11 protein-coding genes and 1 pseudogene are annotated in these 14,760 nt (G+C 61.5%); 6 read left to right on the top strand and 6 right to left on the bottom strand.

Features of this window, described 5'->3' with window-relative positions; translation table 11 throughout:
- Window positions 1-60 precede the first annotated feature (60 nt).
- From B2869_RS12170 to B2869_RS12160, 3 genes are read left to right on the top strand one after another with little or no spacing between them, the layout of a single operon-like run.
- Entirely contained in the window at window positions 61-4,884 is a 4,824-nt protein-coding gene (locus B2869_RS12170) for a DEAD/DEAH box helicase (protein WP_292766919.1), read from the top strand.
- Window positions 4,877-7,153, top strand: coding sequence for an AAA family ATPase (locus tag B2869_RS12165; protein ID WP_292766916.1), 2,277 nt, complete (start codon window positions 4,877-4,879; stop codon window positions 7,151-7,153). The genes B2869_RS12170 and B2869_RS12165 overlap by 8 nt, the downstream gene beginning before the upstream one ends.
- A gap of 42 nt (window positions 7,154-7,195) precedes the next feature.
- Entirely contained in the window at window positions 7,196-8,095 is a 900-nt protein-coding gene (locus B2869_RS12160; RefSeq protein ID WP_292766912.1) for a hypothetical protein, read from the top strand.
- Window positions 8,096-8,124: 29 nt separating this feature from the next.
- Here the strand turns inward: B2869_RS12160 and B2869_RS18765 are convergent, their stop codons facing one another.
- The gene (locus B2869_RS18765; RefSeq protein WP_373695371.1) at window positions 8,125-8,226 is read right to left on the bottom strand and encodes a hypothetical protein; all 102 of its coding nucleotides are present in this window, start codon (window positions 8,224-8,226) and stop codon (window positions 8,125-8,127) included.
- On the opposite strand from B2869_RS18765, the gene B2869_RS12155 reads away from it, so the two are divergent.
- Complete coding sequence (locus tag B2869_RS12155) at window positions 8,218-8,340, top strand: hypothetical protein (protein ID WP_292766910.1); 123 nt, start codon at window positions 8,218-8,220, stop codon at window positions 8,338-8,340. The two genes, B2869_RS18765 and B2869_RS12155, sit on opposite strands and share 9 nt — an antisense overlap.
- A gap of 3 nt (window positions 8,341-8,343) precedes the next feature.
- Here the strand turns inward: B2869_RS12155 and B2869_RS18760 are convergent.
- Window positions 8,344-8,709, bottom strand: a pseudogene (locus B2869_RS18760) (recombinase family protein); the annotation flags it as partial.
- 165 nt (window positions 8,710-8,874) lie between these two features.
- Between B2869_RS18760 and B2869_RS12150 the strand changes: the two are divergent.
- Window positions 8,875-9,840, top strand: coding sequence for a hypothetical protein (locus B2869_RS12150; protein WP_292766907.1), 966 nt, complete (start codon window positions 8,875-8,877; stop codon window positions 9,838-9,840).
- Between the two features lie 93 nt (window positions 9,841-9,933).
- On the opposite strand, the gene B2869_RS12145 is transcribed toward B2869_RS12150, so the two are convergent.
- Window positions 9,934-10,167: a recombinase family protein gene (locus B2869_RS12145; protein WP_292766904.1), complete on the bottom strand. Its 234-nt coding sequence runs from the start codon at window positions 10,165-10,167 to the stop codon at window positions 9,934-9,936.
- 175 nt (window positions 10,168-10,342) lie between these two features.
- Here B2869_RS12145 and B2869_RS12140 point away from each other — a divergent pair, with 175 nt between their 5' ends.
- The gene (locus B2869_RS12140) at window positions 10,343-11,029 is read left to right on the top strand and encodes a hypothetical protein (protein ID WP_292766901.1); all 687 of its coding nucleotides are present in this window, start codon (window positions 10,343-10,345) and stop codon (window positions 11,027-11,029) included.
- Window positions 11,030-11,106: 77 nt separating this feature from the next.
- Here B2869_RS12140 and B2869_RS12135 read toward each other — a convergent pair whose 3' ends face one another.
- From B2869_RS12135 to B2869_RS12125, 3 genes are read right to left on the bottom strand one after another with little or no spacing between them, the layout of a single operon-like run.
- Entirely contained in the window at window positions 11,107-11,280 is a 174-nt protein-coding gene (locus B2869_RS12135; RefSeq protein WP_292766898.1) for a helix-turn-helix domain-containing protein, read from the bottom strand.
- A 48-nt stretch (window positions 11,281-11,328) separates the two neighbouring features.
- Window positions 11,329-13,923 (bottom strand): hypothetical protein, encoded by a 2,595-nt coding sequence (locus tag B2869_RS12130; protein ID WP_292766895.1) that lies wholly within the window; start codon window positions 13,921-13,923, stop codon window positions 11,329-11,331.
- 2 nt (window positions 13,924-13,925) lie between these two features.
- Window positions 13,926-14,693, bottom strand: a complete 768-nt coding sequence (locus B2869_RS12125; RefSeq protein WP_292766892.1) for a hypothetical protein — start codon at window positions 14,691-14,693, stop codon at window positions 13,926-13,928.
- Window positions 14,694-14,760: the final 67 nt, after the last annotated feature.

Genomic DNA, 14,760 nt, shown 5'->3' with positions numbered 1-14,760 from the left:
GACGAATTGAGCGCGCCTGTGTCGAACGACGACGTACACGTAAGTAGCATCCACGACGTATTGGAGCAGTACCGAAAGGTCTCGTTCGACGAGTACGCGAAGGGTGCGCACTTCGAGCGGCTGATGCAGGCGTTCCTCCGCACCGAGCCGCAGTACGCCGAGCTGTACGACGAGGTCTGGCTCTGGTCGGAGTACCCGGAGCGTGGTGTTCGTACCGACACCGGTGTTGATCTCGTCGCGCGCAACCGCGACACGGGTGAACTCACCGCAATCCAGTGCAAGTTCTTCGCACCGACCACCACGGTCACCAAGGCGATGCTCGACTCGTTCCTCTCAGCGTCCGGAAAGACCACCGAGGACGGGCTGCCGGAGTTCACCTCGCGCTTGGTGATCTCGACCTCGGACAAGTGGGGGAAGAACGCGGAGGACGCGATCTCGGGTCAGTCGATCCCCGTCGAGCGTCTACGCGTGCAAGACCTCGATGACTCGTCGATTGACTGGTCGCAGTTCGTGTGGAATGAGCCCGCGCGACTGGAGAAGAAGCGCCTCAAGACCCCATTCGACTACCAGCGCACCGCCATCGACGATGTCGTCACGGGCTTCGCTGAGCGTGATCGAGGGAAGCTCATCATGGCGTGCGGCACGGGGAAGACGTTCACCTCGCTGCGTCTCGCGGAGAAGGTCGTCCCGCTTGGCGGCACCGTGCTGTTCCTGATGCCGTCGATTGCTCTGCTGTCGCAGACGCTCAAGGAGTGGACGATCCAAGCGGAGGTGCCGATCCGCTCGTTCGCGGTGTGCTCGGACGTGTCGGTTGGCAAGCGCCGCACCGAGGAAGACATCCCGATCACCGACCTTGCATTCCCCGCGACGACGAACGCTTCGGCGCTCGTCAAGCAGTTCTCACAGGGTGACGGCTCCGACAAACTCACCGTGATCTTCTCGACCTACCAGTCGCTTCCGGTCATCTCGAAGGCGCAGGGGATGGGTCTGCCGGAGTTCGACCTCATCGTCAGCGATGAGGCGCACCGAACGACCGGCGCTGCGATGTCGGACGACGATGAGTCCGCGTTCATGAAGGTGCACGACCAGTCTTTCGTGCAGGGCAAGAAGCGCCTCTACATGACCGCTACGCCTCGCATCTTCTCGGATGGCACCCGTAAGAAGGCGGGGGAGATCGGCGCGAAGCTCGCCGATATGGATGATGAGGCGGTCTACGGACCGGAGTTCCACCGTCTCGGCTTCGGTCAGGCAGTCAGCATGGGTCGCCTCACCGACTACAAGGTGCTCGTACTCGCCGTCGATGAGGGCTTCGTCGCTCGCGAGTTCCAGGGCTTGATGTCGCAGGACGGCTACGAACTCGCGATGGAAGACACCGCGAAGATCGTCGGCACCTGGAATGGTCTCTCGAAGCGCTCGGTGATCCCCGGAGAGTATGAGGATGACCCGTCGCCGATGCAGCGAGCGGTGATGTTCGCGAAGGACATCGCGACCTCGCGCAAGCTCGCGGATGCGTTCCAGCAGGTCGTCGAAGGTGAGATCGAGCGGATCGAGGCATCGGGTGAGGACTCTGCTCGTCTGCTTCACGCGGAGGCTCGTCACGTTGACGGTACGCAGTCGATGCTCGTGCGCAACGAGAAGCTCGACTGGCTCAAGGAACCGTCCCCCGAGAGCACCGTTCGCATCCTTTCGAACGCGAAGTGCTTGTCCGAGGGTGTCGATGTCCCCGCGCTCGACGCGGTGATGTTCATGAACCCGCGCAAGTCGGTCGTTGATGTCGTGCAGTCGGTCGGTCGCGTCATGCGCAAGATGGCGGGCAAGAAGTTCGGATATGTCATCCTGCCGATCGGTATCCCGAGCGGTGTCGAGCCCGACGAGGCGTTGAACAACAACGACAAGTACCGCGTCGTCTGGCAGGTGCTCCAGGCTCTCCGCGCCCACGACGAGCGGTTCGACGCCGAGGTCAACAAGATCGACCTCACCAAGAAGACCAACCGACTCATGGTCGACGTGATCGGCGCAGGCGGTGGCAAGAGCGACGACGAGGAGGACTCGGCGACCAAGGGCGCCGACAAGGTGCAGTCGGCTCTGCAGCTTGACTTCTCGAAGATCGAAGCGTGGCGTGATGCGATCCTTTCCAAGGTCGTCCAGAAGGTCGGTCAGCGGCGCTACTGGGAGAACTGGGCGACCGATGTTGCGGCGATCGCGGAAGCCCACTCGACCCGGATCAACGCGCTGGTCAATGGTGACAACAAGCTCATCCGCGAGGAGTTCGAGGCGTTCACCGAGGGGCTGCGGCTCAACCTGAACCCGGACATCTCGCACGACGATGCGGTGCAGATGCTCTCGCAGCACCTCATCACACAGCCGGTCTTCGACGCGCTGTTCGAGGGGTACGCGTTCTCCGAGAACAACCCGGTCTCGCAGGTCATGAACTCGATGGTCAAGGTGCTCGACGGTGAGAACCTGGAGAACGAGACCGTCAAGCTCGAAGCGTTCTACGAGTCCGTCCGCACCCGAGCATCAGGCATCGACGACGCGGCAGCGAAGCAGACGATCGTCAAAGACCTCTACGAGAAGTTCTTCTCGACCGCGTTCTCGAAGACGAGCGAGAAGCTCGGCATCGTCTACACGCCCAACGAGATCGTGGATTTCATCATCCACAGCGTCAACGACATCCTCAAGGACGAGTTCGAAGCGACGCTCTCTGACGAAGGCATTCACATCCTTGACCCGTTCACTGGGACGGGCACGTTCATCGTGCGGCTCCTGCAATCAGGTCTCATCAAGCCTCACGACCTCGCACGGAAGTACCGGTACGAGCTTCACGCGAACGAGATCGTTCTGCTCGCATACTACGTCGCGGCGATCAACATCGAGGAGACGTACCACGCGCTGCGCGGGGGTGAGTACGTGCCGTTTGACGGCATCGTCTTGACGGACACCTTCCAGATGTTTGAGGACGACGACGAACTCGACGACATGGGCATCTTCCAAGCGAACAACGACCGTGTGGTCGCTCAGAAGGAACGCGACATTCGCGTCATCATCGGCAACCCGCCGTACTCGGCTGGGCAGAAGACCAGCAACGATGCCAACGCAAACAACGAGTACAAGACGCTCGACTCCCGTATCCGAGACACGTACGGTGCACGATCAAGCGCAACGAACAAGAACCGGCTGTTCGACAGTTACCTTCGGGCGCTCAGGTGGGCATCCGACAGGATCGGCTCAGAGGGCATTGTTGCGTTCGTCTCGAACGGTGGGTACATCGATTCAAACTCGGCTGACGGAGTGCGGCTCAGCATCGCTGACGAGTTCACGAGCGTCTACATCATCAATCTCCGGGGCAACCAGCGCACTTCTGGCGAGCAGTCGAGACGTGAAGGCGGGAAGGTCTTCGGCTCGGGATCGCGCGCAACCATCGCCATTGCGCTATTCGTCAAAAATCCTCAGCACAAGACGCCAGCAGTTCTTCACTACTTTGATATCGGTGACTACCTCAGCACCGAGCAAAAGCTCGCGAAACTCAAAGCTCTCGGTGCGCTGAGCGGCATTCCCTGGAAGCAGTTGGAGCCGTCACCCGAGGGGGACTGGCTCGCCCAGCGGAGCGACAAGTTCACCACCTTCACGCCCGTTGCAGCGAAGGATACGAAGTCCCGAGAACTGCGAGTTCTACGCCTGCGGTCTACTGGATTAGGTTCCGGACGAGATGCGTGGGTCTACAACTTCTCACACGATGAAATGGTCAGCAACGTCGGGCGGATGATCTCGAACTTCAACTTCGAGCTTGATCGATGGGTTTCCGCTGGACGCCCAACCAGCATCGCGACCTTCTTGAACCGAGACGCGACGTTCGTCAGTTGGACAAGTTCGCTTGAGCCCGACATCAAGAGAGAGCGGCGGGCAACTCTCAATGACACCGCAACGAAGTATGTCGCGATGTACCGCCCCTTCTCCCTCCAGCACGTCTATTTCGATTCGCAGATGATCCACCGCCGTGCACAGCTCGCCGACGCGTTCCCTACCCCTGCCGCTCAGAACTTGGGCTTCTACACGTCCGGACTCGGAGCGCTCAAGCCCTTCTCTACATTGATGGTCAGCGTCGTTCCCGACCTCAACCTGTGGGGTTCCGAAGGCGGTCAGTTCTTCCCCCGGTACACATACCGTGCGACCGAGAGTGACCCTTCGACGCTCTTCCCGGAGGACGGCACGCTCGGCGTCTTCGATGAGATGGATGGCAAGCTCACCGCTCCGGCGACGCCTGGGTTCGAACGTATCGACAACATCACCGACGAGATTCTGACCGACTACCGGCAGTCGTTTGGGAAGGGCGTCTCGAAGGACGACATCTTCTTCTACGTCTACGGGATGCTCCACTCGCGCGAGTACCGGGCAGAGTTCGAGGCTGATCTCAAGAAGATGCTCCCGCGCATCCCGAAGGTGAAAGCGTTCAACCAGTTCGTCGAAGCCGGTCGTGCGCTCTCCGAGCTTCACCTGAAGTACGAGACCGTCGAGCCGTACCCACTCATCGAGAACGTCACGCCCAACGCCTCTATGCGTGTCACGAAGATGCGGTACGCGAAGGAGGGTCGCCGGGACAACAAGACGACGATCGTGTACAACGAGGGCATCACCCTAACCGGCATCCCCGAAGAGGCTCAGGAGTACATGCTGGGCTCGCGGTCGGCGCTTGACTGGATTATCGAGCGGTATCAGGTGAAGACCGACAAGGCATCCGGCATCGTCAACGATCCGAACGCGTGGGGTGACGAGCACGGTGACCCGCGCTACATCCTCGACCTCATCAAGCGGATCACCACGGTGAGCGTAGAGACGGTCAAGATCGTGAACGGACTGCCGTCGCTGGAGGTCGTCGGTGCTTGAGCAACTGACAATCACGGGTGGTGCGTGTTTCGGATCGACGCCGCTTGTCCTCAAGCCGCTCCAGCGAGTCAACTTCTTCTTCGGTCCTAACGGCTCCGGGAAGACCACGATCAGTCGTGCGCTCGACGGCTCGCACGAAGCGACCGCGAGTTTCGTTTGGCACGACTCTGCACCTCTGGCGATCAAGGTCTACAACCGTGACTTTGTGAGCAGGGTGCTCCGCGAGTCAAGCCGCATTCCGGGTGTCTTCGTGATCGGCGGCAAGAGCGCCGAAGCCGAGACCCGTCTCGGACAGATCGAGGGGGACACGGGCGAGCGGGCTCAAGCGGTCGATTCGCTCGGGCGGGCAAAGAGCAGCCTGGGGCAAGCTCAGACGGCGGACTCAGACGCCAAGGCTGCGTTTCTGCAAACGGCATGGGACGCGTACAAGGCGTTCACCGACGCGAACCCTTCGCTCAAACCCGCCTTCACGGGGCGCGGAGGGGTCGGCAACTCTAAGCAGACGCTTGTCGACCGGCTCTTGGCGCTCCCCGACGAAGATGAGCCGGTTCCGGTGCTCGCTGACCTCACCTCAAACGCCGACGCGGTGTTTTCAGGTGACAGCACTGTCGTGGGGAAGCTCAGCGCGCTTCCGGTGTTTGCGTTGCAAAATCATGAGGGCTACAAACTGCTGGGCACCCGCGTGGTTGGGAGCGGAACAGTCACCCTCAGCGAACTCGTCGAGCAGTTGGGGAGTAGCGACTGGGTCGCCACGGGGCGTTCGTTCCTTCACGAGAGTAACGGGGTATGCCCCTTCTGCCAGCAGATTGCTCCAGCCAACTTGGTTGCTGATCTCGCGACTATGTTCGACGACCACTACACGGCGCAACGAGCCGAGATCGATGCGTTCAAGGTGGACTTCGACGCATGGCAGGCGCTACTTACCGCAGCCGCCGACGCGCCCTCAGTCGCTGCCTCTGGGTTCATCGACAAGGCGGCGTTCCAGACGGCTCGACGCAAGCTCGACAAGGTGATTGCGTCGAATGCCGCGCTACTTGCGAAGAAGATCACGACTCCGTCCGAGGCGGTCGAGTTTGAGTCTGTCGAGTCGGCGCTGAAGGCTGTCAACGACGTGATCGTGGCGGCAAACGACGGCATTGACGCTCACAACAAGCTTGTGGGGAGTCGCCGGACGGAGCGCCCGCTTCTTGTTGGCAGATGCTGGCGCTATCTCGCCGAGGTCTCGCTCGCGGGCACGATCGCGACCTACGAGCAGAAGCAAGAGTCTCGCGACACCGGGATCAAGTCTCTCCAAGGCAAAGTCAAGGAGGCGACCGGCAAGATCGCGGCTCTTGACGATGAGGTTCGATTGCTCCAGCGGTCGGTGGAGTCAACCCGCCCAGTAATCGATCAGATCAACGGCATCTTGGAGCGGAGCGGATTCACGTCGTTCAAGATTGTGGAGTCCACTTCGCTCCCCAACGGCTACATGCTGTCGCGTGGAGACGGAGAGGTAAAAGAACAGTCGTTGAGTGAGGGTGAGCGAACGTTCATCGCATTCCTCTACTACTTCCACTTGCTCGACGGACGAACCGAAGGCGCGGACGACGCACCTCGGGTTCTCGCGGTCATCGATGATCCAATCTCCAGCCTCGACAGCGATGTGCTCTTTGTTGTGGGCACGCTCGTTAGGCAACTCATTGGTCGCGCGGCGTCCGGTTCGGATCGGATCGAGCAAGTGCTCGTCCTGACCCACAATGTGTACTTCCACAAGGAGATCGCTCACCTGAGACAAGGCGAGAGCAGTGGCGGACGCACGTTCTTCCTAATCCGGAAGCGTCCGTCGACCCCGAGCACTGTTGAGTCGAGCAGGAAGAACCCCGTGGAGACGGAGTACGGGCGACTCTGGGCAGAGGTGCGGCGAGCTATTGATGGTGAACAGATGAACATCATCGGGCTGGAGAACATCCTCCGTCGAATCCTGGAGAGCTACTTCCGTGTCATGGGCGGCGGCATCTGGGACGAAGAGATCACCCCGTTGCTCAACGCGGATGAGCGACACATCTTCCAGGCGCTCTTCCGCTGGGTGAACGACGGATCGCACTCGGTAATTGAGGACGCTTACTACTCGCCGTCGCCCATCAGCCAAGACCTGTACTTGCAGGTGTTTGCGCGAGTCTTCGCCGTCACGAAGCACGAGGCGCACTACCAGATGATGCTCTACGGGAAGCGAAGCCTCGACGAGCAGGCAGAGTCAACCTCGGCTCAAGTAGGAACGGCGATGCAGTGAAGTGACAGTCGCTATCAACGTTGATTGAACAGATTGGTCTCCGTGTCCCCACTCTTCAAACGCAGACGAGAGCTTGCTGTACTCGCAGAGCGCGAACGTCAGGGCGAGTCGTTCTGGTCTGAGACTTTCTCTCGCGAGACGCGTGTGCGTCTCCAGTTCGTCATGAACAGCGCACTTGGCGGAGATTATCGCAGCGCGGAGAGTGCCGTCCGCCTCCTCCTCAAGGACCTAGGTCAGCTTTCGCTCTATAGCGGCAGGGATACCCCAGCCCAGCAGTTCTATAAGTACCTTTTCGACTGTGAGAACGACATGGTTCCCTCAGTTGTCGAAGCGTTTGTGGCAGGGCACAAGCAGGTTTTCGAGCAAGAAGTTCTCAGGCAGTCCTTTGCGAGCGGGATGTTGCACCAAGGCGGTGCGCGCCTTCCCTTCAATGCAGAGCTTGTCCGTGAAATCAATCGCGTGCTCGCAGAGGATCGGATCGCGTTCGAGCTGATCGACGGTGAGATGATTCCATTCGCCTCCCGCGAGCTTCATGTAGAGGTCGTCGAGCCCGTGCTCCGCCTTCTCGCGACACCAGGGTGGGAGCGCGTCGAGAAGAGCTATCAGAGCGCTCTCTCTGAGATCGCGCGCGGCGATGGAGCAGACGCGAATACGGACGCAGGCACCGCGCTCCAGGAAGCTCTCATTCACCTTGGAGCCGAGGGCAACCAACTCGGAGACCTCACTACCTCCGCGAAGAACAAGGGGATCATCGCCTCGCATGACGCCCCGCTACTCCAGACCATCGATAAGGCATGTCGGTGGGCATCCGCAGACAGGAGCAACACCGGAGACGCGCACAACGCCGACGAGGCGAGCCGCGAGGATGCGTGGTTCACCGTTCACATCGTCGGCGCGATCCTGCTGCGGCTCTCGCATGGCGGATCACGAAGGTCGGACTAACTCGCACGTCAGGCGATGCTCGTCGGAACTCATGCAGAGCCGAACTGACCAACCGCTCTGTACGCCGTCGCCCGTGAGACCCCGAACCGTGACGCCACGTCTGCCGCGCTCTGGTTGCCACGATGAGTCATCGCGAGGGCGAGGTCACGCAGCCGATCGTCGGTGAGCGCCGGGCGACGACCCAGCCTGGTTCCTTTGCCGCGCGCCGCGTCAAGACCTTCTCGCACGCGAGCGCGGATCAGTGAGCGCTCGAACTCTGCCACTGCCCCGAGGAGGGTGAGTAGGAGCTTCGAGGTGGGAGACGAAGGGTCGATGTCGAACGACTCGGCAGCGCTTCGGATTGCGATCCCATCATCCGCCAATCCCTCGACAGTGCCGACGAGCCCAGAGACCGACCTCGCGATGCGATCCAATCGGGCGACGTACACGGTGTCGCCCTGACGCGCGTATGACCTCAACTCAGTCCAACCCGATCTCTGGTCGACCGGAGTCGATCCCGACACACCGATGTCCTCGAACCACCGCTCGATGCCGAGAGCGCTCAACGCGGCACGCTGGCTTTCCGTCGTCTGTTTGTCGCTCGTGCTCACTCGCAGGTAGCCGAGGTGCGCCATCTCAGAATCCCTCCTGCGCGCATTCCGAGACGCGCATAGATGTGAGACGACTTCTGAGACGGAAATGCGATCGTGTCAGGTTCGACCAGCGACTGCATTCCGCCTGTCGCACATACAAATGATTTCGGACACATCATGGTCGGAGGTCACCGATAGCGTTTACCCATGACCACGCCCTCCGACGCCTCCTGGCGCAACCGCCTCGTCTATTTGATGCGCGAGATAGATCTGTTCTTCGATGCAACTCGTGAGTATAAGGAGAGCCACGAGGTCACCGCGACGGCGACGTTGCGGGAGCGTAACAGGCTTGCGGTGTGGCGGCTTCGGGTCAAAGGCGAACCGTTCCCCGCGGACTGGATCGAGGAGGTCCGAGACATCGTCGGGCGGGCACGAGCGATCCTGGACAACGCCATGTTCACGGCTGTCGAAGCGACGGGTGTGACGCTGAACTCGAAGCAACGCTCGGCGGTCTATTTTCCGATCGCCAAGAACGCAGGCGACTGGACCGTCTTTACCAATTCCGCGCACGCTGCGGCATTGTCGCAAGACACGGTGGACGCACTACGCGCACTGCAACCGTTCGTCTCCGGGAGCGAGACAGCGAGCATGCTCACCAAGGCGAACAATGATGACAAGCACAAGAAGCCGCTGACGCTCGCCATGATGCCTGACCCTTTGTTCGTGATGGACTTTGACGTCGACCACGGCGGAAGAGACCCCGGAAAGGTGACAGTCGATTGGTTCACTCCAGCTCGACCGGTCGCCAACGGCGATGAGCTTGCTCGGTTCCGCTCAGAGACCGCGATGATCGCCACGCGTGAGTCGAAAGTCCCTGTCGCACTGTGTATTGACGTCGCTGGCGACTGGATCGACATACAAGACTTCCTCTGGGACATCCAGATTCTGTTGCTCGACGCTTCAACGGTCCTGGGCGCGGTGGATCCCATTCTTGCTGAGGGCTATCGAGCCCTCGTTGTGTTGAAGCGGCAGCAACTGGATGCCTTCCGTCGCATGATCCTCAACAATGATCGTGCAGCGGAATCTGAATGGCTGGAGATTTCAGGATTCCTCAACGAGCGAGAACAGACCGGCAACGGGGCTTCTCTCGCGGAGTTGCTTGCGCGTGACTAATTGTCGGTGCGTCGTCCGGTTTCGGCTTCTCGCACGATTGTGCAGCGCAGTGGCGACCCGTTGCCGCGAAGGTGGTCGCGTCTGACCGTATGGCTAACGTTGCGCGACCTTGCGCTGAGTGACCAGGTCGAGCCTCCACGCGACGATCTCGTTGCCCGACCGCGCATGTTCCAGGAGCTGTCGAAACGCAAGGCGCTCCGTGAGCGGAACCGAACCGGAGACCCCTTCGTAGAGGAAGACTCTGCTGCACCCGACCGCGTAGAGGGCATCCTGCTGAAGCGCGACGCTCTGGTCTGCGGTCGATACCTGTGCGTAGCCGAGCTGCATGCTGTCTCCGTCCCTGAATCGTCCCGAAACTCGTTGCTTTCCGGGACGGACTTCCGCGACAGATCGCCCGCGGAATCCCGCGGGTCAATCCGTCACCGATCTCCGCGTCCCAGAAACGGTCGTTATCGGGACATCATGGTCGGGGGATGTCGGAGCGCCGCGTTAGCTTGAGTCCATGTGGATGAGCGTTCAAGAACTGCCCGCCGATCTCGTGCCTTCGTGGATCGAGGCAATCGCTACCCTCGTCGGGGTCATCGTCGCGCTGGTCGCGATTGTCTTCACGGCGGTGCAGATTCGACTGACCGCTCGGCAGATGCGCGAGACCTCGGCGCAGGAAGCGCAGAACAGCGAGGATCAGACGCGACCTTACGTCGGTATCGACATTGTGCCTGGCGTGGGCGGGATGGGGTCGATGGACATCATCTTCGAGAACCACGGGCGCACAAGCGCGCGGAACATCACTGTGCGCCTCTCCGAGGACGAGTTCCGCGAGCAGTCTGAGGGAGACATCATCGGACCTGCGCTTGCGCGTCTGTTCGCGGTGCCGTTCGATCTCGCACCTGGCGCGCGTAGGAGGGTGATGTGGCAGATTCCTGCCGACGAGAACGCCTCACCTCGGGGTCACATGGGGACGCCGGTTGCGGGCGGGGTCAAGTTTTCATATGACTGGGTTCCGGGAGGCGATCGTCCGGTGCGTCACTACGACGATGCGATCGACTACGACTTGACCGAGTACCCCAAGTTAATCCCCATGCCGACCACGGGGGCGACCGCTCACGGATCGTCTCCCGAGGCGCAACAGACGAATCTGCTGCATGTCCTTCGCGCGATCGCCGTTCACATCGGCGGGCTTCGTCTATAGGGCACCTTTTCGGCGCGGCGGCGAACAACTCCGTCGCGCGGTGTCAACGGCTTCTTCCTCGCCTGAAGGCAACTCTCTCATTCGGGTGCCTTGCCGAACGACTGAACCCACTGGCATGGCACCAGGATGCGGTCGCCGAGCTGCATCGACGGGATGCGACCCTCACGCAGCTCGCGGTACACGAAACCTCTGGATACCCCCATAAGGGACGCCACTTCCGCAGGCGAGTACGCGACTCGTTCCTCCGTCATCATCTTCACTATGCCTTCATTCCTTTCTGCTGCAAAATGCCACACCTGCTAGAAGCTGTCATCGTTCTTCCTGGGCGCGGGGACGGGGGTTTCGGCTGGGAACTCACGCCCGAACTCTGTTGCCGAGAGTGTGATGCCTTTGGGGCGGAGCGGTGATCGCGTGTCGGCGTTGATGAGTCCGAGCTTCTGTGATTGCTGCTTGCCCGGAATGCCAGCGGTCGCGACCGCGTGCTTGCGGAGCAGTCGGTAGACCTGCTCAGCGGGCATATCGCCGACGCCAGCAGCCGAGCGGATAGACAGGATCGTGTTCGCCGCGATGACGACGTTCTTGCCGTCCTTGGAGACGTAGCCGAGAACCTTCGCGTTCGACGGCGGGTAGTAGCCTGCGCGCCCGGAATCAGACTGCCCCTGCTGATAGCCGTAGAGCGCCGCGTGCTCTGACACGGGCGGCTTGTCGTGCCACGGTTTGAGGTAGCCCGTGGAGTTCTCCAGCATCCCGCGCAGGAACTCGATGATCGTCTTCCCAGCATCTACGCCGTCCACGGCGCTCGCGTTGTCCTCGGCGATGTCGTGCAGGATGTCTGCGATCTCCTCGCGGCTGTAGGCGGGGGTGAGGTCGTGCTCGTCGATGTAGTCGAACAGGTACTCCCACGTCGCAGCGACGACGCCCACGACATCGACGCCCGAGCGTGCGCCGCCGTGAGCGGTCGTCCAGTCCTCGGCACGTGTGGTTGCTTCTTCTGCCAGTTCGGCGAGTCCACCGAGTTCGACCATCCGCTGCGCCAATGATGCGATGTAGTCCGCAGTGAACCGGCGGTTGGTGCCGTCGCGGAAGTGAGTGCGCTTGAACACGCGCATCGCTTCCATGTTGTAGTCGGTCACCTCGACACCGATGATGCGGCGCATGACCGCTGTCTCCTGGATCAGGTACTCAGACGTGAGCACGAGACCGGAGGTGACCGAGCGCACATCGGCGAGACTCGACGACGATGCCCCCTTTGCCACGCCCTCTGCGCCGTAGGCAAGCTGGATGAGGCTCGTCGCCAGCGAGCGGGCATTGTTCGACTCGATCGGGTTGCTGTTGATGCGCATGTCGTCGGCGTAGACGCAGAGGTTTCGGAAGAACGATGCCTTGATCTCCGAGCCCACCTTCTTCGAGTGAGGGATCGAGATCATGAACGCCTTGCCCGTGAGCGGGTATGACGTGAAGAACGACTGACCCGCCGCCGCGACCCATGACTTGCCCGAGCCCGCGATTCCGTAGAGATCGAGGGAGGCGTTCATCGCCTGACCTGTGAGCGGCGCGAACTGCGTGCCGATGAGCGCGACGCCAGCTTCCTCTCCAGCGATGCCGATGAGGGAGAACAGAGCATCAAGGGCTGTCTGACGCTCCTTCCTCGACGTGCTGAGGCGCGACAACCCCACCTTGCGGTCGAGGTTCCCGAGTCCGGCACCGGGCTGCGAGGGAGCAAGGTCGACACGGTACTCGTTCGTGATCGCTCCGGTCGAGTGGTCGTACGAGCCGTTCGGCATCAAGAAGACCGGAGGCTTACCGTCCCGCACGAGCCAGCCCATCGAGGTATAGACATCGAACCGCTGCTGGCTGCCGTCGTGGCGACCGAGGGCGCGCTGTGCGTCCCAGAGCGCTCGCTCGTGGTCGCGGTACTCCGGCATGGTGACGCCAGCGTCCAACTCGTCCACGGTGGACACATTGTGGGCGTCCTTCGCCGAGTAGAGCTTGCGGCTCAAGTGGCGGTTGCCGAAGCGGTCGACCAGCATGAGTCGGTACAGCATGGAGGCGGTCGAGAAGTTGGTGGCTCCGTCCTGGTCGATGGACACGAAGTCATGAGCCTCGCAGCGCCACACGACCCAGTCGGTGATCTGCGCGCCGTCCTTCCAGACACCGATCTTGGCGCCGGCGACGACGGCGTGAACGTCCTTGCGGACGGTGAACTCGCGCTCGATGCGGTGCTCGATTGCTTCTGAGAGCGTCGCGTTCAGTGCGGTGATCTCCGTGCCGTCCGCGCGATGCTTGGGCTTGAGCATGTGAGTATCGACCTCCGAGACCGGTGCGACGATCTCACGGGTTGTGATGACGGCATCGACATCGCGTTCGTGATCGACGAGATCACCGATCAGGGTTTCCCAGCCGAGCCCGTTGTGCGTGGGGGAGTAGAACTTCGCGAACGTCAGCGCCTTCCTGAAGTCGCCGTCGCAGAGCACATCGGCAAGGAAGTAGAACGAGGACTTGGGCTCGTTGGTGTCCACGCCCAGCTCAGCCATCCGGTTCGAGCCGGTGACCATGACGCGGTCGATGCCGTCGGCATCACGGAACACGCGTGCGTTCGTGCCGCCGTTGTACGTGCCGGTCGCGGGGTCGGGGAGTTGGAGCGAGTAGTCGCCGACCGCGTGCCTGCCGACTTCTTCGGCGTCGTAGAGCGCCACGAGGAGGTCTCCCGCAGGAAGCTCGCGCTCCATGCGTCGCCCTGGAGCATCCTCGCTGACCGTCGAGCCATCGCTCGGCACTGATCGAGGCGAGACGGTCGTCACCCTGGTCGGCGCAGGCTTCTGCGCGGTCTTGCGTGCGGGCGCGACGCGCTGCGGGAGTGCCGGGAGCGCCTTGTCGATCTCAGACACCAGCACGCTCAAACCCCCTGGCTCAGGTGGTCGATGATCGTGGTCTTCATCGGGGTGGAATTGACCCGAGCACCGTTCCACGTCGGCTCGCCTTCTTCGTCTCGTCCCTCGCATGGTCGTGTGCCGTCGCCCCACGAGTTGCCGATGCGCTGGAGCGCGGTGCGGAACTTGTGGTTCAGAACCCCTACGGGGCGCATGATTCGGGAGATGTCGCCAGACACGGACTCGTCCACGCCGAGCGTCGAGGTGTGATGTTTCCAGCGTTCAACGAGTGGGCTGTTCGGAGCGAGGTCGTCGTCGATGGTGACCCAGCCGTGGTAGCCGCCGCCCGAGTTGTTGACCATCGTGAACTCGACCGCTTGCGAGAGCGTGTCGATGTGCTCGCGTGCCTCCGCGCGCGTGATGAGCCTCTCCGGCTCGGTCTCGCCCTTCTTCTTCCGGGGCTTGTGGTAGCCGTCCTCGGTGTCCCACTCACAGACCAGGCTTGAGATCAAGAGCACGTCATCCTTCGTTCCACGCTTCTGCACCGTGTCCGGGTTGAGCGGGTTGACGCCCATCCAGGTGCAGTAGCTGCCTGCGTGTTTCGCGATCTCATCCCAGATGCGGTGCGGCTTGAAGACCGGAACCGTCGTGTAGTTCAGGAAGTCTCCGACGAGCCAGCAGACCGAGACCACGGCGTCGTCGCGGATGCGTCCCTCAAGGTGCCCGTAGGCGGCATCGTAGAAACGAAGGAACTCTTCCTCGTCGAGGAGGTCGTCGAAGCTCCGGGAACGCATGCGGTGTCCAATCTTGATCTGCCCGACTCCAGAGTAAAGCATTTGGTATCAAAAACCAACACCACGC

The sequence above is a fragment of the Microbacterium sp. UBA3486 genome (assembly GCF_002377845.1).
GTDB classification, from domain to species: Bacteria; Actinomycetota; Actinomycetes; order Actinomycetales; family Microbacteriaceae; genus Microbacterium; species Microbacterium maritypicum_A.
The sequence above is the reverse complement of the archived record's forward strand: the minus strand, read 5'-3'. Positions and strand labels throughout refer to the sequence as shown.